Raw genomic sequence first — 23,243 nt, forward strand, 5'->3', positions numbered from 1 at the left:
CCCCCGATGTCGAACCGCAGAATCTTCTTCCGCGCGGCCGGGGCCGCCGCGCTCGGCGCCACCGCCGTCAGCCGCATCGGCGCCGCGTCGCTGCCCGAGGCCGTGATCCAGACCTCGCCGACGATGCAGCCGCTGCTGCATCCGAGCACGGGCCGCCCCTACCAGCCGGTCGCGACGCTGAACGGCTGGTCGCTGCCCTGGCGCATGAACCAGGGTGTCAAGGAGTTCCACCTCGTGGCCGAACCGGTGGTACGTGAGCTCGCGCCGGGCATGAAGGCCCGGCTGTGGGGCTACAACGGCACGAGCCCGGGACCGACGATCGAGGCGGTGGAAGGCGACCGCGTGCGCATCTTCGTCACCAACAAGCTGCCGGAGCACACAACAGTGCACTGGCACGGCGTGCTGCTGCCCTCGGGCATGGACGGCGTCGGCGGGCTGACGCAGCCGCACATCCAGCCCGGCAAGACCTTCGTCTACGAGTTCACGTTGCCGCGTGCCGGTACGCACATGTACCACCCGCATGCCGACGAGATGACGCAGATGGCGATGGGCATGATGGGCCTGTTCATCATCCATCCGAAGGATCCGCGGCAGATGAAGGTCGACCGCGACTTCGCCTTCCTGCTCGCCGCCTACGACATCGAGCCCGGCAGCGCGACGCCGCGCACCGCCGAGATGACCGACTTCAACCTGTGGACGTGGAACAGCCGCGTCTTTCCGGGCATAGACCATCTGGTGGCGCGAACCGGCGAGCGCGTGCGCATCCGCATCGGCAACCTGACGATGACCAACCACCCGATCCACATGCACGGGCCGAACTTCGTCGTCACCGGCACCGACGGCGGCTGGGTGCCGCCCGCGGCGCGCTGGCCCGAGGTGACCACCGATGTCGCGGTCGGCCAGATGCGGGCCATCGAATTCGACGCCGTCGCCGGCGACTGGGCGATCCATTGCCACAAGTCGCACCACACGATGAACGCGATGGGCCACAGCCTGCCGAACATGATCGGCGTCGACCACCGCGGCATCGCCGAGCGCATCACGAAGCTGGTGCCCGACTACATGGTGATGGGCGACAAGGGCATGGCCGAGATGGGCGCGATGGAGATGCCGCTGCCCGACAACACGCTGCCGATGATGACCGGCACCGGACCGTACGGGCCGCTCGAGATGGGCGGCATGTTCAGCGTGGTCAAGGTGCGCGACGACGTGAAGCCGGGTGACTACAGCGACCCCGGCTGGTACCGCCACCCGCCGGGCAGCGTGGCCTACGAGTACACCGGCGAGGTCCGGCAGCCGGCGCGCGCCGCGGCGCCGAAAGCGGATGCGAAGACCTTGCAGGTGCGCAAGCCGTCGGGCCACTCGGGGCACTGAGCCGCCGACTTGCGCTCGGCGTCGCCGGCCCGCCCGTCACCAGAATGAAGGAGGCACCGCCTTCCCCTGGGCCCTAGCATGCGCTCCAGTCAGCCGTTTCTGCAGGGGAGGCGCCGTGGCCCATCACATCTTTCTCGTTCATGGAATGGGGAACTTCGAGGACGGTTGGTCGAAAGCCGGCGAGCCGAGCGTTCAGGACGGGATCCGAGCGCTCTTTCAGCAGTACACCGGAACCGCGGACCTGGTCGGCGACTTCGAGATCCATGAGCTCAACTACAACCAGGTCTTCGAAGCTTGGCGCAAGCGATGGGCCGAGCTTGCGAAGGACGCGGCCGCGGCGGCCCAGGCGCTGAAGATCACCACAGGTTTCGCGAAGAATCTGATCAAGCTGGCCGATGCGGCCACGGGCGACAACTTCCTGCGCACCCACATTCTCGATGTCGCGCTGTACCGCTTTGCGCGGCCGGTGACCGAGGAGGTGATGACGCTGGTGCAGGACCAGATCGGCCGGGTGTTCGAGGAGCCTGCGAAAAAGGGCGAGCCGATCGAGTACACGGTCATCGCTCACTCGCTCGGCACGCTGGTCGCCTACGAGGCGTTTCACGCGATGATGACGGACAGCAGTCCACTGCCGCCGTCGGCGCGCCCGAACAATGTCTTCATGGTCGCCAACGTGGTGGCGGCACTGTGGCAGCGAGGGCCGAATATCTACGTGCCCGCGATGGCGCCCAACCTGAAGTTGTCGGAGGGCTGGTGCTTCCGGCTAACGAATGTCGGGCATCGCCTGGATCCGGTCGCCCGGCTGCGGCCTTTCGATCCACCTGACGCGTGGTTCCAGCCGGGCAAGAAGGACAAGACGTACCTTGATGTGTGGCTGCAGGAAGACGACGTGCTCAGCGAGAACATCCACTCGTTGACCCACTACCTCAGCCATCCGCGGGTGCACGTGCCGCTGCTTCGACAGCTGACGCATCCCTCGCTGATCTCGGACGAGGAGGAGGAAGAGGCGATCGCCGAATGGGAACAGCTCGGCGACGACGTCGTGAAGCAGAAGGTGCAGGACGCGCTGGGCGGATTGCTGCTGAAGCTCGACCCCGACCTGATGAACCAGCTCGCGCTCTGGAAGAGCCTGCGCGAGTTGCTGCTGAAGTCGAACGATCCGAACCCTGACGGGGAGCGCCAGTCATGAGCACGTCCGGAACACGGATCGGCCCGCATGCCGCCGCGCTGTGCCTGTGGCTGTGGTTGTCCTGTGCGGCAGCACAGCCGGCGCAGCCCGCTGCGGCAGCGCCCTGCGAGGTCCCTTCCGCCGATGAAGCCGTGCCGAACTACACCGGCCGCGCGGTCTCGCTGAGGCGGTGCCTCGGCAATACCGACCGCGACAAGCATGCCCTGACGCAGTCCTTCGTCGGCAGTCTCGAGAAGCCGGTTGCCGTCACGCACACCCAAGGTGTCGAGGCGGCCCTGGACCTTCTGCTGACCGAGATCGCGCTGCAGTCGAAGGAAGGATTCGACCAGGCGCTGTGGACCGCGCTGGCTACCGAGCTCAGCTTCGTGCGGGCCCGGGCGGCACAGCTCGCGCAGGTTGCCGATGCCGGCGCATGGCGCAAGGCCAGCGAGGACCTGGTGCCGAGCAAATGGAATGCCCCGCAGGGGGTCATCGAACTGGCCGGTACCGAGTTCGACGTGCTGGCGGCCCCGACGGCGTGCGAAAACGCCAAGCCGTGCAGCGCGTTTGCGAGTCGTGTAGCGGCGATCCGCGTGATCAACCTGGTCCGGCGCCTGGATGTGCACCTGGAGAGCCCCTTCACCCTCCAGCACTTCGCGGCGGGTCGCGTCAGGCTTCAGCGTTGGGAAGCGTACCGGAAGGACGCACACCCCCTGTACTGGTGGGAGGTCTTCGTCAATGGGGCGTTGATGGATGGTCCGCTGCTCGGTGCCGGCGGCAAGGCGCCCTGCGAAAAGGATGGTTCCGGTACGTCGATCGGCTTCTGCGACGTCCCGACAAGGCAGCTGATCCTGCTGCATCCCGAACCCGCGGTCCGGTTTTCGCGCACGGCGACGAAGTCCAGCGAGCTGAAGCCAGCCCTCGTGGTCGAGCTGATCGGCTGGTATCGCTGGGATTGGGCCGGTGAGACATCGGCCGAGATGCGCGGCCGGAGAGGACTGTCGCTTGCCGCGACCTATACCAGCACCGAGCGCGAAGCCGAGCTGGGTTATGGGCCGATGTTCCACTGGAACGACTTCTCGTTGGCGGTCACCAAGGCCAGTCGCGGACGATGGAGCCTCGTCATCAGCGTTCCCCTCGCCGGCGAGTACTACGGCCGCAAGCAGCAGATCGTCGACGAGCTGTCCAAGGTCAAGAAGTCGAGCTTGTCCGAGCTGCTGCTGAAGTGACTTGCACGGCCGCGACCGGCGATGCGCTGAAGACCGCACACGACTTCATGAAGCAGCCGGCCAGCTGCCGGGATACAGGCGCTCGAGCAGCGCCTGCGTCAGGCCGGCGAGCAGCGGCTGCAGCTGCGTGCCGAGCCGCTCGGCTTCGCCGGCGTTGTCCAGCGTCGTCGCGCGGCCGGCCCACAGCGCCGCGAGCGCCGGCTCGCGCGCCGCGAGCAGTTCGTCGACCAGTGCGGTCCAGTGCGCCGGCGCTTCACCATCGACCCATTCGCCGCGGCCGCGCCCGAAGTGCGCGACGGCGAGGTAACGCAGCAGCGTCGCCTGCACGATCGGCGCCAGCGCGCTGTCGCTCCACGCGGCGAATCCGCTGCCGGTGCCGCGCACGACGTTGATCGCGCGCGCCGCGCCGGCGGCGCCCAGCGCACCGAGGATGCCGCCGGCCAGCATGCCGCCGCCGAGCGTCAGGCCGCCGGCCATCAGGTCGGCCGCCAGGCCGGACAACGCGCCGCCGACGACGCCGCCGACCAGCGTCGCCGCCGGTTCGCCGACCGGCTTGCGCAGCTGCACCTGCGACGCGACGCGTTTCAGGATGGCGCCGGTGGCGCGGCCGTCGATAGCATGCAAAGTGAGCAGCCGCGCGGTGCTCGCGCGGACCTCGGCGTCCAGCGCCTCGGCGAGCCGGCGCTCGGCGGCGGAGGCGGCACGGCGCCGGCCCGGGATGAAGCGCTCCAGGCCGCGGTCGCCGTCGTCGAGCGGCGCGCGCGCGGCGGCGATGCGGCCCAGGCTCGTCGCCAGCTCATGCATCGCGGCATCGAAGCGGGCCAGCCGCTGCCGCGCCCATTCGGCGTGCAGGCGCTGCAGGCGCGCATCGCCACCCAGCGCGCGGCCGATCGCTTCGAGCAGCGCGCCTTCCTGCACCCAGCAGCGCGCGAAGGCGTCGAGCGGCAGCACGTCGCGCACCTGGGCGAACGCGGCGACCCACACGCGCCAGCGCTCGACGTCGGCGCGCTCGTCGGCCGCGGCGCGCGGCGCGCCCATCTGGTTCAGCAGCACGATCACCGGCTTGTCCAGCCACGACAGCAGCTCGAGCTCGGGCTTCACGTAGCCGGCCGTCGCCACTGACTCGGCGGCGTTGACGAGGTACAGCACGATGTCGCTGGCGTCGTGCACGTGGCGCAGCGCCTGCTGGCTGGACCAGAACGGCCGGTCGCGCCAGCGGTCCCACACTTCGGCGAGGAACCAGCCGAGCGGCGTCGCGCGCTGTTGCAGCCGCCGCAGCAGCCGCACGCTGTCGCCGAAGCCGGGCGTGTCCCACAGCTGCAGCTGGTCGCCGGCGGCGGTCTCGAGCAGCACGTTCATCTCGGCGAACTCGGTCACGTGCGGCGCGTCGCGCACCTCGCCGATGTCGCGGCCCAGCAGCGTGCGCGCCAGCGTCGTCTTGCCGACGTTGGTGTGCGAGACCAGCGACAGGCGCAGCGCGGTGGTGGGGGTCATGCCAGCGCCGCTTTCAGGTCGGCGGCGGCGGCCTGCACGTCGCCTTCGAGGTCGACGCAGACCACGCGCACACCGTGCGCCTCGGCGAGGCGCTTCCACAGCGCGCGGCGCTCGCGCAGCCGCTCCGGCATCGCGGCGAAGCGGCGCTTGAACGCCGCTTCGTCGACGATCGCCACCAGCGGCAGCGAACCGGCCAGCGCCGCCAGCAGCTTGCCGTGGGTTTCCGGCTCGGGCGTGGCAGCCAGATCGAACAAGGCCAGACGCAGCGTGGCACCCGGCGCCGCGGCACGCGCCGCCTGGTCCTCATCACCGTAGGGCAGCGGGTCGGCGAAACGCAGCTCGACGCCGGCGCCCCACTCCAGCGCCAGCAGCGCGCGCAGGCCGAGGGCCGCCTGCGCGGACGGTGCGGCGGCATGCGGCTGCACCTCGGCGATCAAACGCTGCTCGCCACGCTGCAGCAGCCGCAGGCGGTCGAAGTACATGCCGTCCAGCGCGAGCGGAAAACGCCGCGCCAGCGAGCGCGCGCGCCCCGCGGCGATGGCCGCCAGCAGCAGCCGCGGCAGCACCACCGCGAGCACCAGCGTCGCCGCGAACAGGTGGATCCACGGTGCCGCGTGGCCGGCCGGCGCGCTGCCCGGCAGCATGCGCAGCGGTGCGACGTCGGGCACCGCGATGCCGGTCAGCGCGGCAGCCGGTGCCAGCAGGGTGCTCAGCGCCGCCTGCACGGTCGACGCGTCGAGAAACGTGCTCTGCCAGCCGGCGCGGTAGTCGTGTCCGAGGCCGCGCAGGTACAGCCCGGCGATCAGCCCGGCCGCGAGCAGCGCCGCGGCCACGTGCAGCAACGCCGCCATGCGTGCGCGCGTCAAGGGCGCGGCTTGCGTGGCCCAGCTCGCGCCGATCGCCGCCGGCCCTGCCGCGCGCAGCGACCACCCCGGAAGCCTCCGCGCGCGCCACGGCAGCAGCAACATGCCATAGACGCCCAGGTTCCACAGCACGATCAGCCACACCGCCGGCGCCAGCAGATCGATGCGCTGCTGCGGCCCGATGCGATCGGCCAGCAGCCCGAGTGCGAACGACAGCAGCACGGTCGCCGCCAGCAGACCCCGGGCGGGCCAGCGGCGCCGGTCGATCCAGCGCCGCGCGGCGGCATCCCGCGGCAGCAGCCGTTGCAGTGCGTGCCCGGCGCGCACGACGACGAAGCGTTCGAAATCCTGTGCGCTGCCCAGGTCCTGCAGCGACGCGCGAGTGGCCCAGGCGCGATCGTCCAGCGTCCAGACGGAGGTCGCGGCGCCGGACTCGAAGGCTCTTGCCAGCAGCACGCGGCGGGCCTCGTCTTCGGTCATCGGTGCCGGCCCGCGCTCCGTTGGGAGACCGCGAGCGACGTGAGCTGGGGGGTCATCGGTGCCCGCCCGGCCGTCCGAAGGGCACCGAGCGCCCCTTGGGGGCCGCGAACGAAGTGAGCTGGGGGCTGACCATCCACCACTGTAGCGGCGCCGTCAGCGCCGGCGCGGGCGTTCCACTTCGGTGCTGATCTCCGGCGGCAGCCGCTTCAGCAACCAGCGGATCGCCAGCGGCACGATGACCAGGTCGTCGAGCACGCCGATCACCGGCAAGGCGTCGGGCAGCAGATCGATCGGCGACAGCACGTACAGCACGATCAGCGCGGTCCCGAGCTTCAACCAGGACGGCGCGGCGGGATGGCGCAGCGCGAACCACAGTCGCCGCACATCGCCGCGCAGCACGCTCCACCACAAGACCAGCCGCTTGAACACCATCGTCCGCTCCTCGGTCGCCCGGGGCTCAGGTGGGGCAGCGCCGGCCGGTGTCAAGGGTGCCTGCACAAGCGGTTACGACCGGGTGGAGCGCCGGACGGGCTGGGCGTTGTCGCACCAGGCCTGGATCTCGCGCTCGAGTACCTGCCGCTGCAGCTGGTCGAGCGCATGCGCCAGCGTGCGCGTCGGCCGCGCGCGGCGCGCAATCCAACGCAACTCGGCGAGCGCCTGGCGCAGCACCGCGTCACTGACCTGTTCGAACGACCCATTCGGCCGCTTCAGCGCCAGCACGACGATGCGCAGGCTGGCGACGCCGGCATGGTCGCGGCTGACGGCCTCGATCACGCGCGACAGCTCGATCGCGGTCGGCGCCACCAACGGCGCGCACAACGGCGGCGCGGCACGGCGCAAGTGGCGGCGGCCGGTCGCGGGAGGCGACTGCAGTGGCAGCGTGGACGGCGGCGGCTTGGTCGTGGCGCGGTGCCAGGCGTCGCCCACCGCGGTGAACAGGCTGCTGCACACCTGGACGATTCGTTCCTTGCCGGCCATGGTCGACACGCGCATCACTCCTCCTCCTGGCGGCATGCAACGTTCCGCCTCACTCTGTTGCGAATGGCAAACCTCGTGCCCATGGCGGCGCGCCACCCGCAAACGGGTGGCGAGCTGCGACCTGCCTCAAAAGTCGCGCTCAGGCGCATTGCGCCAAGGCGTTGCCGTGGGGGAAGCCTGCGGCGGCGTTCGGGAGCGCGGTGCGAGGCGAGCGCCGTCGCACCTTCGCGCTGTTACCGGCGGCGGGGCGGGGCCTGCTCGGCTCGGCGCCGCGTCACACCGCCCAGTCCGAGCAGCGCCAGGGCCAGCAGCAGCAGGCTGGCCGGCTCCGGCACGACCGCAGCGACCACGTCGTTCGGGCCGGTGCCGTCGGGGCCACCGATCGGGGCGACGGGATTCCCCCATTCACTCGGTGGTTGTCCGCCATCGCCGATGGGGTCGGCAATCCGGCCGGGCCCCTCGAAAAGCCGCTCGAACGGATCATCCGGACCGTGGCCGCCAGGACCCCACGGACCCCCGGGACCGAATGGCGACCCTGACGGGCGGTTTGCGGCCGCCACGGGACGCCCTGCGGGCAATGCCCCCAGGTTTTCGCGCTTCCGAGGCCCGAAGCTATCGCTCGGCTTGATGGCGGCGACCCTGCGCAGGTCCGATGGGGCCGGGTCAAACGCATCGGCCGGCAGCACCCCGGGGATCGCGGCCAGGATGTCGGGGGTGTTCGAGCCGGGAGGCTCGCCCACCGACGATGGCTCCATGCGTCCATTGGGCTCGATCAGCGCCGCGATGATCGGCTGAACGCCGTCGCGGTCACGCGGGTCGTGGCCGCCCGCGACGCCGGGCAAGGACGGCAGGCTCGGGAGTGCGATCCCCCCGCCCGACACAGGGGCACCGGCCAGCAGGCCCGCCACGGCCGCGATGGCCCGTGAATCGCCGTTTGTCGGCGTGGCGAAGTCTCCGCTGCGCGGTGCGTCGGGGTCGGCCACCGTCGCGACACCGAAATCCAGTCCCAGCGCGGCCAGCCACTCGACGGTGGAGCCCGCCGGCGCGGGCAGCAGCACGCCTGCGATCGTGACGCTGCCATCCCCGGGATCGGCCACAGCGGTCATGAAGGCGCCCGGATCGAAGGGCAACAGGTCAGACGAGGCGGCCCTTTCGTCGGGCAATATCCCTTGCCCCAACATGCCGCACGTCAGCAACAAACCTGCGCCAGCCAGGGCGCGACAGGCCGAGTTCTTCAGGGGTTTCATGGTCATTGCCCGATCGGTTGAGTATCGAAAGCAATTCAAATCGCTACTGCCGATTACCCCAAGCAATTGCCGCGCCAGTTATTGAAATGCGATAGATAACAACGACTTGAATTCACGCCGAGCGATCGTACCGATTGACCTGTAAAAGGTATCGACGGGGGCGCTCCCAATGCGGAATCGACAGGCACGCCAATTGCCCTTCACTACGTTTTCGCACAAATCCGGCATTCAATGAATGATTGCAATGAGTGACGATTCGTGTGAATTGAAATCAGTCGCGCGTCTCTGGTAGCACGCCCAGCTGCGCGAACGTCTGGTCGACCGCATCGGCCCACCCTCGATTCGCCGCGGGGCTGGCTGGGCTCGGGTGCAGGATGCGCGACAGCTTGATCGCGCATGCCGGACCGGCCTCGACGCGATCGGTCTGCAGCACGGCGCGCAATCGTCGCTCCGCGAAATCGCCGATGCCGATCGCCCATTCAGGCTGCAGCGCCTGCAGTGCCGCGGCGAGATGGCGGTCGCAGACCTCGGTGAGCGCGCGGCGGACTGCGGCCGGCAGCTTGTCGGGCGTGAAGTTGCGGCCCGATGCCTCCAGGAAGACGAGCGGACAGTAGTTGAGGACGAACCAGTGCTCGAAGAAGGCCGCCGCCGTGCCGAAGCGACGCGCGGCCCAGCCCCACAGCCGCCGGCCGCTCGCCTCGGAGCGAGGGCAATCGAAGCCGGCGATCGGGCGCGCGGGGTGCTCGTGGGCCGGCCGCTGCACCGGCTCGACGATGCCCAGCCAATCGCGCACGGCCGCCACCTCGCCGAAGGGCACGCCGGTCTGCATCATGCCGAACGGCCCCGGGTTCATGCCGAGCAGCACGACGCGCTTGCGCGTGTCGCCATAACGCCTGATGTACGCCTCATACGGCGCCCAGGCGTACTGAAAGGGATCGTAGACGTGCGCCACTGGCGGCGGAAAGCTCAAGGCCGCGAGCGAGCGCGAGAGCGCGCGTCCAGCGATCAGGAGTTGTTGCGCGATGGGCGATGCCATTGGCCGAGTATGAGTCGGTGCATACCGGCTTGGCTTTCCCTACGGGCGGACTGTCGGGCGCCTTGGTGATTTGCGTAGGGAGTCCTTGTCGGCCGCCACAAGCTGCATGCAGGCGCGTGGTTTCAGCGCGATCCGGGCTTGAGTGCGCGGGGCCATCCGTCGAAGATGGGTGTTCTGCTCGTCGCTGGAGGCTCCGTCGTGGGCCGGCTCCTCAGGATCCCCGAAAAACTCAAGTCGGTGGGCGCCGTGTTCGGCGTCATCGTGCTGCTGCAGGTGGCCCTGGCCATCCTGAGCATCGACATCCTGTCGTCGGTGCGCGCCTACGTGTCGGGCGAGAGCCTGTATTCCAAGGGCCAGAAGGACGCGCTGCTGCATGTGCAGTCCTACCTCCGGTCGCACAGCGAGGCCGACTACCGGCAGTTCCTGTCCGCGCTGGTCGTGCCTGAAGGCGATGCGAAGGCCCGCCGGGCGCTGCAGCAGCCGATGCCAGACCGCGATGCGGCCCACGACGGATTCATCGAGGGGCTGAACCATCCCGACGATGTCCCCGGATTGATCCGGCTCTTCGTGTGGGCCCACGAAGTGCCGTTCATGGCCCGGGCGATCGCCGTCTGGACCGAGGGCGATGCCGCCATCGCGGAGCTTCACGCCCTGGTGCAGGCGGCCCGGCAGGGCGTGCGGGACGGTCAGCCCGATGCCCCGGCGATGCGCACCCTTGCCGCCCGGGTGCCCGAGATCAACCAGCGCCTGACACAGCTGGAGCGCGAGTTCTCGGACGAGCTCGGGCAGGCGTCACGGCTCGTGCAACGCCTGCTGCTGGGGCTGAACCTGCTGACGGCCACCATCCTCGCCACCTTGGGAGGACGCTACATCCGCAGCGTGATGCATGCGCTGCGGCGGCGCGAGGCCGAGATGACCGGCCTGATGCGCGCCGTGCACGAGGCCGTCGTGACGGTGGATCGCGCGCAACGGATCGTGCTGTTCAATCGAGCGGCCGAGCAGCTGTTCGGATGTGCATCGGACGCCGCCCGGGGCAGCCCCGTCGACCGATTCATCCCCGGCGGCCTGCCCGGGACGGCCCGCGCGCCGGCTTCGGGGACGCTGGAGGCCATGCACGAGCTCACCGGGCTTCACGCCGATGGCCGGGCCATGGGCCTGGAAGTCTCCTTCGGCGCGCTGGACGCGGCCGATGGCCCGCGAACCGTCATCGTCTGCCGCGACGTGACCGCCCAGCGCGAAGCGCGAGAGCGCGAGCGTTCGCTGCTGTTGCGCCGGAACACCGAGCTGGCGCGCAAGGCCCATACGGACGCGCTGACCGGCCTGCTCAACCGCGAGGCGCTCGAGCTCCACCTGAGCGACACGCTGGCCGGCGCGCAAGGCCGGGGCGATCCGGTGTCGGTGCTGTTCCTCGACCTGGACGGCTTCAAGGCGGTGAACGACCGGCACGGGCACTTCATGGGCGACGAGCTGCTGCGGCAGGCCGCCGAGCGGCTGCGCGACGCCGTGCGGCGGCAGGACGAGGTGTTCCGCATCGGCGGCGACGAGTTCGTCATGGTGCTGGCCGGCGACGTGGAGCCCGGCAAGGCGGAGGCGCTGGCGCAGCGCATCCTGGCTGCCGTTCGACGGCCCTACGGGCTGGGCGGCGCGACGGTGAACCTCACGGTGAGCGTGGGCATCGCCCACTACCCCGACAACGGCAGCGACGGGCGCTCGCTGCTGCTCGCGGCGGACGCCGCGATGTACCGCGCCAAGCAGAGCGGCAAGAACGGCTATCACGTCGGCGTGCCTTCGGCCTCCATCGTCCGCGAGCGGCCGCCGCTGATGCGCGAGCTGGAGCGCGCGCTGGCCGATGACGAGCTGGTGCTGCATTACCAGCCCATCGTCAGCGCGCTGGCGCCCGGCGCGCTCGGCGCCGAGGCGCTGGTGCGGTGGCAGCATCCGACCCGGGGGCTGCTGTCGCCTGCCGCATTCGTCCCGCAGGCCGAGTCGCACGGCATGTGCGACGCGCTGGGCCACTGGGTGCTGCAGCGGGCCTTGAAGATGCTGTCGGGCAGTGCCGCCGGCGCGCCGGCCTGGGTGACGGTCAACCTGGCCGCCGACCAGTTGCTGAACCCGCGCCTGCCCGAACAGCTGGAGCAGCTGCTGGGCGCTGCGGGAGTCAGCGCCGCCCGCCTGGGCGTGGAGCTCACCGAGTCGATGGCCATGCGCGATGTCGCGACCAGCCACGCGGTGCTGCAAGGCATCCGGGACGTGGGCGTGTGCGTGTGCCTGGACGATTTCGGCACCGGCTACTCCAGCCTCTCCCAGCTGCACCGCATGCCGGTGGACAAGCTCAAGGTCGACCGGTCCTTCGTCGAGCACCTGCCCGCCGATGCGAACGCGCTGTGCATCGTCGAAGCCATCATCGCGCTGGCGCGCGTGCTGGGCCTGCCGCTGGTCGCCGAAGGCGTCGAGACCCTCGAACAGGCGCGGACCTTGCGCGTGCTGGGGGTGGGCGAGTTCCAGGGCTTCGGCATCGCCCGCCCCATGCCCTGGGACGAGCTGCTCGCGTTCAGCACGGCGTGGCGCAGCCGCCCCCGCCTGGAAGACTGGATCCGGCCGGCCGCGGCCGAGCGTCACCCGGTTCCGGCGCAAGCGTTGCGTTGCTGATCGCGCTCGTGCGGCTCGTGCGGCTCGTGCAGCAGGATGCGCGCGGCCTCGACACGCACGGCAAGCACTGCGGTCTCGTCGTTGATCACCCGCAGCAGAAAGGCCCGCGCGGACTGGCGGCCCTGCTGCGCCGTGGCGAGCGCGTCTGCGATCGGCCGCAGGACGGGATCCGGCGGCAGCACAGCGGCGCCGACCGCTTCGTCCGCGGGCGCGTCGCCGAGGGACTCGAGCGAACCCGCCGTCATGACGCTCAAGCGCTCCAGCAGCGCGGCCTGGCCTTCGTCGCTCGGCGCACTGTCGAGCCACGGCGTGTCCTCGAAGACGGGCACCAGGTCGGGCGTCACGAACGCGGACCAGGTGGTCGCCCCCGGCAGCGGCGCAGGAATGCAGGGCGCATGCTGCGGCTGCTGCTGCTCCGGCGTCGTGGCGTCGATGGTCGGGTACAGGCGCAGGCGGTGCCGCGCGACGGTCGGCAGGTAGCGTGCGCAGAGCGCTTCGAGAAAGCGCCGGCCGGTGCGGGCGCAGACCGGCGCCGGCGCCGAGAACCACAGCTGCAGACCCGCGCCGCAGACCGCGATCGCCGGCGCGGGTTGGCCGAGCTCGGACTGCACCCCCTGCCAGACGGCGCGCAGCGGGGCCCATTCAGCAGGTGATCCCAGCTCGAGCACGAGGGCCCGCGTGCAGCCCTGCGCATCGACCAGATCGGCGGCCGCTGGCGGCTGCCCGGGCTGCGGCGTGGCAGGCGGGAGATACAGCCGCGCGAACTCGCTGCGCAGGCGGCTCGCAGCGGCTTCGGAGGGCACGGGGCGCGGGGAGACGAGCGACGCCATGGTCATGGCCGCGATTGTCTCTCGGGGGTGCAAGGCGGCGCACGACGCGTTCGCCGGCTGCGCCGGATCAACCGGCGCGGTCGGCCATCTGGAATCGCATGCACTGCCGGTGGTGTTTCCAGCGCGCCTTGGCGCACTGCTGCTCGACACAGCGAAGGCGGGCGAAGTCGCTGCGTTCGGCGCAGACCGCCCTCGGGCTGGTCGCGGCGACTTTCGCCGGGCGGACCTTCGATTCGGTGAGCCGAGACCCGCGCGACCCGGCCGGGCCGACCGCGCTGGCCGCACTTGAACCGGTGGTGGCAACGGTCCGGGCGACCGCTTCGGGCTTCGTTGCGGCCGGTCCCGCCGCCTGCGCCGCCACGGTCTCGCCCGGCGGCGCCGTCTCCGGCGGCGCCTCCACCGTTGCCGCCGGTGTCGAGCCGGCCGACTCGAGCGCCACTGCAAGCTGCTCGGCCGATCCCGCCGGCGACCGCGGCCCCTGCCAGGCGATCGCGGCGAGAACACCCAGCAGCGCGACGGCGGTCAGCAGGCTGCTGCCGGCAAAGCGGCGCCTGCGCGGCGACTTCGGCGGTGGATCGGCCAGGCCATCCTCCGACGCGGCTGCGGCGCGCGCAGCGGGCGGCGACCCGCTGCGCTCGGGGATCGCATCCAGAACGCGCCGGATCAGGTCGGCGGTCTCCGGATCGACCGCAGCTTCATCGGATGGCGCATCGGCAGCCGGCTGCGGATCGGCCGCGGCCGCCGCTGCAGGCATCGGCGGCATGATGTCAGGCGGCGCTGTGGCTGCGGACGCGGACCGAACCGCCAACCGTGGCGTACCGCGATCCAGCCACTCGCGGAACTCGGCGGCCGATTGCGGCCGCTCGTCGATGACCGGGGAGGCGGCGGCATCCAGCGCGCGCAGGAAGCGTTCGCCGTAACGCACGCCGGGCGTGTCGAAGTACAGCTTCTCGACGGTCGCGGCCAACGGCTCCGGCGCGGGCTCGTCGACCTGAGGCGGCAGCATGCGCGTGATGTGGAAGCGCGCGACGCGGGACAGCGCGAAAAAGTCGGTCCACGGTCCGGCACGACGCTCGCCAACGGCCAAGCGCTGCTCCGGCGCGAGAAAGCTGCCCGCGAGGGAATTCGCCGGCGGATCGACGTGATCGCCCGTCCCGCTGCGCCGGTGCATCACCGGGCCGAGCAGCAGGACGCGACCCTCGTTGTCGAGCAGGATCCGCGACGGGTTCACGCCGCCGTGCACGGCGCCGATGCGCTGAAAGGCCTCCAGCGCCCCGAGCAGGTTCGACAGCAGCCGGCGCAGCGCGGCTTCGTCGGGCGGGTGCGGCATGTCGCGGCGGACGTCGAGCAAGGGTCTGCCGCCGTGCCAGGGCATCACGCGGTACGCCGTCCGGTGGGCACGCAGCAGATGGCTGACGCGCACGAGCGAGGGGTGGTCGCAGCGTGCCAGCAGGCGGGCTTCATCGACGAAGGCCTCGAGGCGGCGCCGGAACTCCTCCGCACTGCGGCCATCGAGTGGCACCACGTACCCGTCGGCCTGGCGCCGCGCCAGCGCCAGCGGAAAGTGCTCCTTGATCGCCACGGCGATGCGCAGCTCATGGTCCCACGCGCGGTAGACCACGTCGTCGGCATCCCGGCGGGCGACGCCCTGCAGCTCGAAGCAGCCCAGGCGGTGGCCCGGCGGAGCACCGCCGTCGGCCGGAAGGGCCAGCGGGTCGGGTCGACTCATCGGCATGGACGCATCGATGGTCGCCGCACGCCGGCCCAGCCGGGGCGCGACCTGTTAGCCGATGTAGTGTCGGGATCGTCACCACGCCTGTGCGCAAGGCACGGCGAAGGCTTACCTCCGCTTGCGAGGTCGAAGCTTCAGGCGGTTGTGTTTTCGGCTGCCGCGCGGCGATCGCGCATCGTCGTGCCCGCGTCGCCGAGGTCCCAGAACAAGCCGGCCATCAGGCCCAGGGCCTCGCGCGCGACCGGCTCGAGCAGGTGCTCGTTCGGCGCATGCTGGCCGCAGGCCGGGTACGAGTGCGGCACCCACAGCGTCGGCAGGCCCAGCACGTTGGCGAAGATGTCGTTCGGCAGCGATCCGCCCAGGTTCGGCAGCAGCGCCGGGCGCTGGCCGGTGGTGCGCTGCATCGACTCCAGCGCCCAGTGCACCCAGGGGTCGTCGGGATCGAGCCGCGTCGCCTCGCCCTGCGCGCCGACGTGCAGCTCGACCGCGCCGAAGCCCTGTGCATCGAGGTGTGAGCGCAGCGCCGGCGCGATGTCCGCGAGCCGCGTGCCGACGACGAAGCGCAGCTGGCAGAACATGCGCGCGCTGCCGGGAATGGCGCCGACCGGCTGCGCCGGGTTGCCCGCGGTCATCGCCAGCACCTCGAGGCTGTTCCAGCCCAGCACGCGCTCGGCCGGACGCAGGCCGGGCTCGCCCCAGTCGCGGTCGATCGCCGGGTCGTCGGCGCCGCCGCCGACCTCGATGTCGCGCAGCGCGCGCTGCACGGCCGCCGGGATGCCGGTGGGCCGCAAGGCCTCGACCCGGATGCGGCCGCGCGCGTTGACCAGGCTGGCCAGCGCGTTCGCCAGCACGATCGCCGGGTTGGCCAGCAGACCGCCCCAGTTGCCGGAATGGAAGGCGCGCTCGCGGCAGGTCAGCCGCAGCTCGAAGTTGAATGCGCCGCGCGAGCCGAGGAACAGCGTCGGCCGCCCGGCCTGCAGGCGCGGCCCGTCGCTGGCGAGGAACAGGTCGGCGCGCAGCGTCTCGCGGTGCTGCTCGCAGACTTCGCGCAGGCCGGGCGAGCCGGCCTCCTCGCCCATCTCGACCAGCAGCTTGAGATTGAAGCCGAGCCGGCCGCCGCGCACCGCGAGCACCTGCTCGAGCGCGGCCAGGTTGATGCTGTGCTGGCCCTTGTTGTCGGCGGTGCCGCGGCCGTACCAGCGCTCGCCCTCGATGCGCAGCTCCCAGGGCGAGAGGCCGCTGCGCCACTGCGCGGCATGGCCGCGCACGACGTCGCCGTGCGCGTACATCAGCACCGTCGGCAGCCCGGGCGCCTCGATGCGCTGCGCGATCAGCAGCGGCAGCCGCTCATCCACCGGGTTATCGACCAGCTGCAGCGCGAAGCCCAGCACGGCCAGCGACGGCACCATCTCCGCATCCAGGTAGGCCTGCAGCGCGCCGGCAGCGGCATCGGGCTCTTCGCTCTCGGTGGCGTAGCGCACGCGTCGCGCCAGCACCGCCGCGAAGGCGCCGGAGTCGATCAGCGCTTGGGCCCGCTGGATGGCCAGGTTCCTCGTCACGCTGGAACTGTGCGTGCGAAGCCGCGCCGGCACCAGCATCGATAATCGAAACCAGCCTTGCCGCCACGGCAAAGCGGAGGGAGACCGCGCTTGCGTGCCCACGAACTGCAGGAGACTGCGCTGCGCTACTTCCTGGAGGTGGCACGCAGCGGGTCGCTCACGCTCGCGTCCGAGCGGCTGCACGTCGCCGCCTCGGCACTCAGCCGGCAGATCGCGGGGCTGGAGCAGGCGCTCGGCACGCCCTTGTTCGAGCGCCACTCGCGCGGCATGGTGCTCAACGCGGCCGGCGAGATCCTGGCCGGCCACGCGCGCCAGACGCTGCTCGATGCCGAACGCGCGATCGAGGACATCCGCGCCCTGCAGGGCCTGCGCAGCGGCCGCGTGCGCCTGGCCGCGACCGAGGCCTTCGCCAACGATTTCCTGCCGCGCGCGATCATCGGATTCCGGCGCGAGCACACCGGGATCCTGTTCGAGCTGAACGCGGCCTCGCACGCTGCCGTCTCCGAAGCCGTGCGCAACGGCGAGGCGGACATCGGGCTGACCTTCAGCCGCGCCCCGGAGCCCGGCATCCAGGTCGAGTACCAGCAGCCCTCGCCGGTGCTGGTGCTGATGCCGCCGGGCCATCCGCTGGCTGCGGCCGAGTCGGTCACGCTGCAGCAGATGCAGGCTTGTCCGCTCGCGCTGCCGTGGGCGCAGACGACGCTGCGCGCGCTGATCGACCTGGCCTGCAGCCGCCGGCGCGTGCTGCTGGAGCCGGTGCTGACGACCAACAACATGGTCACGCTGCACAACTTCGTGCTGCATGGCGGCGGGCTCGCGGTGTCGGGCGAGGTCTCGGTGCGCCATTTCGTCGCGGCCGGGCTGATGGCCGCGCGGCCGCTCGCCGATCCCGGCCTGGAGCAGCGCGAGATCGAGGTGCAGACCCTCGCCGGCCGCACGCTGCCGGCCGCGGTGCGCTCGTTCGTCGAGCACCTGACGCGGCAGTTGAGCGGCGTTGAAATCTAGTCGCCGCTCGGCGTCGGAAACGCTTCGCCTCGCAGAGCGCCAGCAAGAGACGCGCAGCCCTTGCCAACCGGCCGCGCACTTTCAGAGATAGCACTCAAACGGTCTTCAACCATGCTCGCGGCGAAGCCCCGACGACCTGGGAGAAGGCTCTCGAGAATGCCGCGGGACTCGTGTAACCCAGGTGATCACTGACCGCCTTGACCGACACCCCACCGCGCAGCATCGTCTGCGCGACTGAAACACGCCACCGCAGCAGATAGTCCCCGGGCGTGGTCCCGAGCGCCGCCTTGAACTCCGCCGCGAACGCGCTCCTGGACATGCCCGCCTCGGCCGCCATGGTCTCCAGCATCCACGCATGGCCTGGCCGTTCATGGAGGCCGGTGAGCGTTCGAGCCAGCTTCGGATGCGACAGGCCTGACAGCAGGCCTTCGTGAATGCCGGCTTGCGCAGGGTGATCCAGCAGCCATCGCAGCATCTGCAACAAGAGGACCTCGAACAGCCGGTCGGCGAGCAGCCGCCGACCACAGCGCACGCGCTCGGTCTCGCCGAACAGCAGGGCCAATGTCTGCTCGATGCCTTCGACCTCCTGCAGTCGAAGCGTCACCAGCGCCGGCAGCGCCTGCACGAGCGGGTGCTTGCTGCCACCGTCGAAGTCGAGCGTCGCGCAGACGAAGTCGCTGCCGTCGCTGGGCGCATGATGGAACTCGTGATCGAGGGGGCGCGGGTAGAACAGCAGGGTGGGTTCGGACACCTTGATCTTGCGCGGCGCGCCGCTGCGAGCCCGGTGGGTGACCACCATGTCGCCGCGACGCAGCACATGCAGGAACGCCCGACCCGGCTCCGCGGCGAAGTGGGTGATGCCGCAGAGGGGCCCGGCAAAAAACAGGTGCGCGCGCACGCGAAAGCGCTCGAGCAGCGCGGAGAGGCGGTCGACGGTGGGCAGCGATCGATCACTGGAAGCGCCTGCCATGGACGATCAGCAATGTTCTGTGGACGATATGCATCCAATGATACGGACTTGCCGCCCACACTGGGGTCCTGCCACCCACGGAGATCCCATGCTTTCCACACGACCCGCCCTGTTCACGAATCGTGTTCCCCTCATCGACCGCGCCGAGACCACGCCCGACCGCAAGGCGCTGCTCGACCAGATCCACGGAGCCTTCGAAACCACGCCCAACATGTTCCGCGCCGTAGCCAATTCGCCCGCGGCCCTGCAGAGCATGTGGGGTTCGTTCCGCGCCCTGGGCGCCGGTACCCTCGGCGCCAGGCTCGGCGAGCAGATCGCCGTCGCGGTGGCTGACCGCAATGCGTGCGAGTACTGCCTGGCCGCTCACACCGCGCTGGGCAGGAAGGTCGGCGCGAGCGGCGAAGAGATGGCGGCAGCCCAGGCCGGCCAGTCGAGCGACCCGAAGACCCAGGCTGCGCTGCGGTTTGCGCTCAAGGTGGTCGATCACCGCGCCCAGGTCAGCAGCGCCGATGTGCAGGACCTGCGCCATGCCGGCTTCAGCGACGAGCAGGTGGTCGAGATCCTGGCCCACGTCGCGCTGAACCTGTTCACCAACTACGTGAATGTCGCGCTCGCCGTGCCGGTGGACTTCCCTTCGATCAAGCTGCGCCACGCGGCCTGATCGGGCCGCAGCGTTCCAGCGCCCGGCGTCGTGTCGACGCCGGGCGTACATTGCGTTCGTGGAGAGAGCCATGGATCGTCCGGTCCCATCCGCACTGCAGCTTCACGTCAGTCGCTGGTTCAACACACCGAAGCCGATCGCGCTGGACGAGCTGCGTGGCAAGGTGGTTGCCGTCCACACCTTCCAGATGTTGTGTCCCGCTTGCGTGGCCCATGGCCTGCCCCAGGCGATGAGGCTGCGTGAGGCTTTCTCGGCGGATCAACTCGCGGTGATCGGCCTGCACACGGTCTTCGAACACCATCCCGTGATGGGGCCGGATGCGCTGCAGGCCTTCATCCACGAGTACCAGTTGCGCTTCCCGATCGGCGTCGACGAAGCCGACCCACACGGCACCGTGCCCAGGACGATGGCAGCCTGGGGCTTGCGGGGCACGCCCAGTCTCGTGCTGCTGGACCGGTACGGACAGGCCCGACTGAGCCACTTCGGCCGCATCGACGACCTCACGCTCGGCGCCGTCGTGGGGCAGTTGCTGGAACGGCCGTACCAGCCCGAGGTCATGGCCGATGAGCACGTTCGAGATGGCCGGTGTGACGGCGACGCCTGCCACCCATGAAGACGCTGGTTGCGCTGCGACACCTGGCTTTCGAGGATCTCGGCTTGCTCGCGCCACTGATGCAGGGGAGCGGCGCTGCCGACGTGACGCGACCTCTATGCGGGATACCGACTGCCTGAACTGTCGGCGCTCGACGCGGGAAATGCTTCGCCGATCTCGAGCACGCGGCCGCAATCGTCGGCCTGGTAGCCCGCCAGCTGGTCCACCGCCTCGCGGAAGGCCGCGCCGCGCAGCACCTCGAGCAGCGCCTGCACCACCGGCGCCGCCAGCGAGCGTTCATCGCACAGCAGGAAATAACGCTCGATCTGATCGGGGATGAAATCGAGCTTGAACTGCCGCGCCGGCGTCTCGACGCCGTAGCCGACATCGGCCATGCCGCTGGCGACGAAGGCCGCCACCGCGGCATGCGTGAACTCCACCTGCTCGTAGCCGGCGATGCGCAGCGGATCGATCGCCAGCGAGCGCAGCCGCAGGTCCAGCAGCAGCCGCGTGCCCGAGCCGGCCTGGCGGTTGATGAAGCGCACACCCGGCCGCACCAGGTCGGCGGGCGAATAGATCTTCTTCGGGTTGCCGCGCGCGACCATCAGGCCCTGGCGGCGCGTGGCGATCGTGATCAGCTTCTGCGTGCGAGCGTTGAGCCAGCTGCGGTAGTGCTCGAGCACCGGCGCCTCGAACTCGCCGATCGGCACGTGGAAGCCGGCGATGTCGCAGGCGCCGTTGCGCAGCGCGGCCAGGGCCTCGACGCTGCTGCAGTACTTCAGGTCGTTCGGCACCTGCGCGTCGGCGAGAAAGCGCTGCAGGGTGGCGACGGCGAAACCATGGCTGGCGTGGATGCGCAGCAGCGCCGGCAGCGGCGCGAGCAGCTTGCCGATCTCGGCGCCGAGCTCCGAGGCCAGCGAATCGAGCATCGGCGTCAGCCGCGCCTGGATGCGGCGATCGGCCCACACCAGCTTCTCGCCCAGTGGCGTCAGGCGCGAGCCCTTGCCGCGCTCCATCACCACCAGCGGGTCGCCGAACAGGGTCTCGCCCTGGCGAATGAGTTCCCAGGCGTGGCGGTACGACACCTCGCTGGCCTGGCAGGCGGCGGCCAGGCTGCCGTGCTCGTGCACGCCGACGAGCAGCTCGATCACCCGCGGCGGCAGCGCGGCGCCCGTGCCGGCGCGGATGGTCCATTGCGGGCGAATGCGCACCTCGTGCATTTGAAATATGCGGCTCAGAGCCTATTAACGTGCGGACTCCGATCATATTGCCGCCCACGTGCACGGTCCATAGACTGCCTCCGCAGCGCTTCACAGCCTTATGCCGTGAAGAGCCTATTGAAGGAGACTGCCCGTGGACCTTGCCGCAAGCGCCCGAATCATTGCCGCCGCGCACCGGGACACCCCGGGCGGCCTGCTGCCGGCCCTGCACGCGGTGCAGGACGCGCTCGGCCACGTGCCGCCGGCGGCCGTGCCGGGCATTGCCGAGGAGTTCAACCTGTCGCGCGCCGAGGTGCACGGCGTGCTCACCTACTACCACCACTTCCGCTCGACAGCGCCGGCGCCGCGCGTGCTGCAGGTCTGCCGCGCCGAGGCCTGCCAGGCGATGGGCGCCGACGCGCTGCTCGCGCATGCGCAGCAGCGCCTGGGCTGCGGCCTGCATGGCCGCAGTGCGGATGGGGGCGTGACGCTGGAGGCGGCGTACTGCCTCGGCCTGTGCGCTTCGTCGCCGGCGGTGATGCTGAACGACGAGGTGCATGCGCGCATGACGCCCGAGCGGCTCGACGAGTTGCTCGGCACCGAGGTACCGGCATGACCGCGCCGATCACGATCTATGTGCCGCGCGATTCTGCGGCGCTCGCGGTCGGCGCCGATCGCGTCGCCGAGCGCATCGCGGCGGTTGCCGCGCAACGCGGCATCGCCGTGCACATCGTGCGCAACGGCTCGCGCGGCCTGTTCTGGCTCGAACCGCTGGTCGAGGTCGCGACGCCGGCCGGCCGGATCGCGTACGGTCCGGTGATGCCGGCGGACGTGCCGGCGCTGTTCGATGCCGGCTTCCTGCACGGCGGCGCGCATGCGCTCGGCCACGGCCTGACCGAAGAGATCGCCTACCTGAAGCGCCAGGAGCGCCTGACCTTCGCACGGATCGGCATCACCGATCCGCTGTCGCTCGATGACTACGCGGCCCACGGCGGCTGGGCCGGCCTGCGCGCGGCCATCGCGCTGGACCCGGCCGCCATCGTGCAGCAGGTGGCCGATGCCGGCCTGCGCGGCCGCGGCGGCGCGGCGTTTCCGGCGGCGATCAAGTGGAAGACGGTGCTGCAGGCCGACGCGCCGCAGAAATACATCGTCTGCAATGCCGACGAGGGCGACTCGGGCACCTTCTCCGACCGCATGGTGATGGAGGGCGACCCGTACCTGCTGATCGAGGGCATGGCGATCGCCGGTCTCGCGACCGGGGCGACCGAGGGATACGTCTATGTGCGCTCGGAGTACCCGCATGCGCTGGCGACGCTGACTGAAGCGATCAACCGTGCCGAAGCCGCCGGCTGGCTCGGCGACGACGTCGGCGGCAGCGGCCGGCGCTTCGTGCTGCACGTTCGAAAAGCGGCCGGCTCCTACGTCTGCGGCGAAGAAACGGCGCTGCTCGAGAGCCTGGAAGGCAAGCGCGGCATCGTGCGCACAAAGCCGCCGGTGCCGGCGATCGCCGGCCTGTTCGGCCGGCCGACGGTTGTCAACAACGTCATCACGCTGGCCTCGGTGCCGCTGATCCTGGCGCAAGGGGCCGCGTACTACAGAGACTATGGAATGGGCCGCTCGCGCGGCACGCTGCCTTTCCAGCTGGCCGGCAACATCCGCTTCGGCGGGCTGGTCGAGAAGGCGTTCGGCCTGACCTTGCGCGAGCTGGTGATGGACTTCGGCGGCGGCAGCGCCACGGGCCGACCGGTCAAGGCGATCCAGGTCGGCGGGCCGCTCGGCGCCTACGTGCCCGAGTCGCAATGGGACCTGCCGCTCGACTACGAGGCCTATGCGGCAGTCGGCGCGGTGCTCGGCCATGGCGGCATCGTCGTGCACGACGACACGGCCGACATGGCCAGGCTCGCGCGTTATGCGATGGAATTCTGCGCGCTCGAATCCTGCGGCAAGTGCACACCCTGCCGCATCGGCTCGACGCGCGGCGTCGAGGTGATCGACCGTCTCGTCGCGAACCACAACCGGCCGCAGCAGGTGATCCTGCTGCGCGACCTGTGCGACACGATGCTGCACGGCTCGCTGTGCGCGATGGGCGGCATGACGCCCTACCCCGTGCTGTCCGCGCTCGACCACTACCCGCAGGACTTCGGCCTCGCCGCCCCGGACCGCGAAGCGGCCTGAAA

Annotated in this window: 20 protein-coding genes; 9 read left to right on the plus strand and 11 right to left on the minus strand. The window is 70.6% G+C overall.

Features of this window, described 5'->3' with window-relative positions:
* The first annotated feature begins 6 nt into the window (after positions 1 to 6).
* The 3 genes from HLB44_RS27240 (at position 7) to HLB44_RS27250 (ending at position 3,771) form a co-directional block, all read left to right on the plus strand.
* Positions 7 to 1,374 carry a multicopper oxidase family protein gene (locus HLB44_RS27240; protein ID WP_173130365.1) on the plus strand — a complete coding sequence of 456 codons (1,368 nt, stop codon included), beginning with the start codon at positions 7 to 9 and terminating at the stop codon, positions 1,372 to 1,374.
* A 115-nt stretch (positions 1,375 to 1,489) separates the two neighbouring features.
* The gene (locus HLB44_RS27245; RefSeq protein WP_173130368.1) at positions 1,490 to 2,563 is read left to right on the plus strand and encodes a hypothetical protein; all 1,074 of its coding nucleotides are present in this window, start codon (positions 1,490 to 1,492) and stop codon (positions 2,561 to 2,563) included.
* A complete protein-coding gene (locus tag HLB44_RS27250) occupies positions 2,560 to 3,771 on the plus strand; it encodes a hypothetical protein (protein WP_173130371.1) in 1,212 nt (403 codons plus the stop codon). Before HLB44_RS27245 ends, HLB44_RS27250 begins: the two co-directional genes overlap by 4 nt.
* A 45-nt stretch (positions 3,772 to 3,816) precedes the next feature.
* Here HLB44_RS27250 and HLB44_RS27255 read toward each other — a convergent pair whose 3' ends face one another.
* The 6 genes from HLB44_RS27255 to HLB44_RS27280 all read right to left on the minus strand — a co-directional run bounded on the left by HLB44_RS27255 (position 3,817) and on the right by HLB44_RS27280 (position 9,869).
* Entirely contained in the window at positions 3,817 to 5,265 is a 1,449-nt protein-coding gene (locus HLB44_RS27255; RefSeq protein ID WP_173130373.1) for a GTPase domain-containing protein, read from the minus strand.
* Positions 5,262 to 6,608: a DUF2868 domain-containing protein gene (locus tag HLB44_RS27260; RefSeq protein WP_173130376.1), complete on the minus strand. Its 1,347-nt coding sequence runs from the start codon at positions 6,606 to 6,608 to the stop codon at positions 5,262 to 5,264. Before HLB44_RS27260 ends, HLB44_RS27255 begins: the two co-directional genes overlap by 4 nt.
* Positions 6,609 to 6,761: 153 nt before the next feature.
* A complete protein-coding gene (locus tag HLB44_RS27265; protein WP_217283821.1) occupies positions 6,762 to 7,040 on the minus strand; it encodes a YkvA family protein in 279 nt (92 codons plus the stop codon).
* Positions 7,041 to 7,112: 72 nt separating this feature from the next.
* Positions 7,113 to 7,601 carry a hypothetical protein gene (locus HLB44_RS27270; RefSeq protein WP_173130379.1) on the minus strand — a complete coding sequence of 163 codons (489 nt, stop codon included), beginning with the start codon at positions 7,599 to 7,601 and terminating at the stop codon, positions 7,113 to 7,115.
* 218 nt (positions 7,602 to 7,819) lie between these two features.
* Positions 7,820 to 8,833, minus strand: coding sequence for a PEP-CTERM sorting domain-containing protein (locus HLB44_RS27275; RefSeq protein ID WP_173130382.1), 1,014 nt, complete (start codon positions 8,831 to 8,833; stop codon positions 7,820 to 7,822).
* A 271-nt stretch (positions 8,834 to 9,104) separates the two neighbouring features.
* Positions 9,105 to 9,869 carry a uracil-DNA glycosylase family protein gene (locus HLB44_RS27280; RefSeq protein WP_173130385.1) on the minus strand — a complete coding sequence of 255 codons (765 nt, stop codon included), beginning with the start codon at positions 9,867 to 9,869 and terminating at the stop codon, positions 9,105 to 9,107.
* Between the two features lie 198 nt (positions 9,870 to 10,067).
* Between HLB44_RS27280 and HLB44_RS27285 the strand changes: the two genes are divergently transcribed.
* Positions 10,068 to 12,518 (plus strand): EAL domain-containing protein, encoded by a 2,451-nt coding sequence (locus tag HLB44_RS27285; protein WP_173130387.1) that lies wholly within the window; start codon positions 10,068 to 10,070, stop codon positions 12,516 to 12,518.
* Here HLB44_RS27285 and HLB44_RS27290 read toward each other — a convergent pair.
* The 3 genes from HLB44_RS27290 to HLB44_RS27300 form a co-directional block, all read right to left on the minus strand.
* Positions 12,485 to 13,354: a hypothetical protein gene (locus HLB44_RS27290; RefSeq protein WP_173130390.1), complete on the minus strand. Its 870-nt coding sequence runs from the start codon at positions 13,352 to 13,354 to the stop codon at positions 12,485 to 12,487. The two genes, HLB44_RS27285 and HLB44_RS27290, sit on opposite strands and share 34 nt — an antisense overlap.
* 61 nt (positions 13,355 to 13,415) lie before the next feature.
* The gene (locus tag HLB44_RS27295) at positions 13,416 to 15,077 is read right to left on the minus strand and encodes a serine/threonine protein kinase (protein WP_173130393.1); all 1,662 of its coding nucleotides are present in this window, start codon (positions 15,075 to 15,077) and stop codon (positions 13,416 to 13,418) included.
* A gap of 137 nt (positions 15,078 to 15,214) precedes the next feature.
* Positions 15,215 to 16,639, minus strand: a complete 1,425-nt coding sequence (locus tag HLB44_RS27300) for a M20 family metallopeptidase (RefSeq protein WP_343051582.1) — start codon at positions 16,637 to 16,639, stop codon at positions 15,215 to 15,217.
* A 90-nt stretch (positions 16,640 to 16,729) separates the two neighbouring features.
* Between HLB44_RS27300 and HLB44_RS27305 the strand changes: the two genes are divergently transcribed.
* A complete protein-coding gene (locus HLB44_RS27305; RefSeq protein WP_173130400.1) occupies positions 16,730 to 17,644 on the plus strand; it encodes a LysR family transcriptional regulator in 915 nt (304 codons plus the stop codon).
* A 94-nt stretch (positions 17,645 to 17,738) separates the two neighbouring features.
* On the opposite strand, the gene HLB44_RS27310 is transcribed toward HLB44_RS27305, so the two are convergent.
* A complete protein-coding gene (locus HLB44_RS27310; protein WP_173130403.1) occupies positions 17,739 to 18,614 on the minus strand; it encodes an AraC family transcriptional regulator in 876 nt (291 codons plus the stop codon).
* Positions 18,615 to 18,702: 88 nt separating this feature from the next.
* Between HLB44_RS27310 and HLB44_RS27315 the strand changes: the two genes are divergently transcribed.
* A complete protein-coding gene (locus HLB44_RS27315) occupies positions 18,703 to 19,275 on the plus strand; it encodes a carboxymuconolactone decarboxylase family protein (RefSeq protein ID WP_173130406.1) in 573 nt (190 codons plus the stop codon).
* 70 nt (positions 19,276 to 19,345) lie between these two features.
* Positions 19,346 to 19,888 carry a thioredoxin domain-containing protein gene (locus tag HLB44_RS27320; RefSeq protein WP_173130409.1) on the plus strand — a complete coding sequence of 181 codons (543 nt, stop codon included), beginning with the start codon at positions 19,346 to 19,348 and terminating at the stop codon, positions 19,886 to 19,888.
* A 95-nt stretch (positions 19,889 to 19,983) separates the two neighbouring features.
* Here the strand turns inward: HLB44_RS27320 and HLB44_RS27325 are convergent, their stop codons facing one another.
* Complete coding sequence (locus tag HLB44_RS27325; RefSeq protein ID WP_173130412.1) at positions 19,984 to 21,087, minus strand: substrate-binding domain-containing protein; 1,104 nt, start codon at positions 21,085 to 21,087, stop codon at positions 19,984 to 19,986.
* A gap of 133 nt (positions 21,088 to 21,220) precedes the next feature.
* Here HLB44_RS27325 and HLB44_RS27330 point away from each other — a divergent pair, with 133 nt between their 5' ends.
* Positions 21,221 to 21,682 carry a formate dehydrogenase subunit gamma gene (locus HLB44_RS27330; RefSeq protein WP_343051583.1) on the plus strand — a complete coding sequence of 154 codons (462 nt, stop codon included), beginning with the start codon at positions 21,221 to 21,223 and terminating at the stop codon, positions 21,680 to 21,682.
* Complete coding sequence (locus tag HLB44_RS27335) at positions 21,679 to 23,241, plus strand: formate dehydrogenase beta subunit (protein WP_173130415.1); 1,563 nt, start codon at positions 21,679 to 21,681, stop codon at positions 23,239 to 23,241. The genes HLB44_RS27330 and HLB44_RS27335 overlap by 4 nt, the downstream gene beginning before the upstream one ends.
* The last annotated feature ends 2 nt before the right edge of the window (positions 23,242 to 23,243 follow it).

This window comes from Pseudaquabacterium terrae, from assembly GCF_013266755.1.
Lineage (GTDB): Bacteria > Pseudomonadota > Gammaproteobacteria > Burkholderiales > Burkholderiaceae_C > Pseudaquabacterium > Pseudaquabacterium terrae.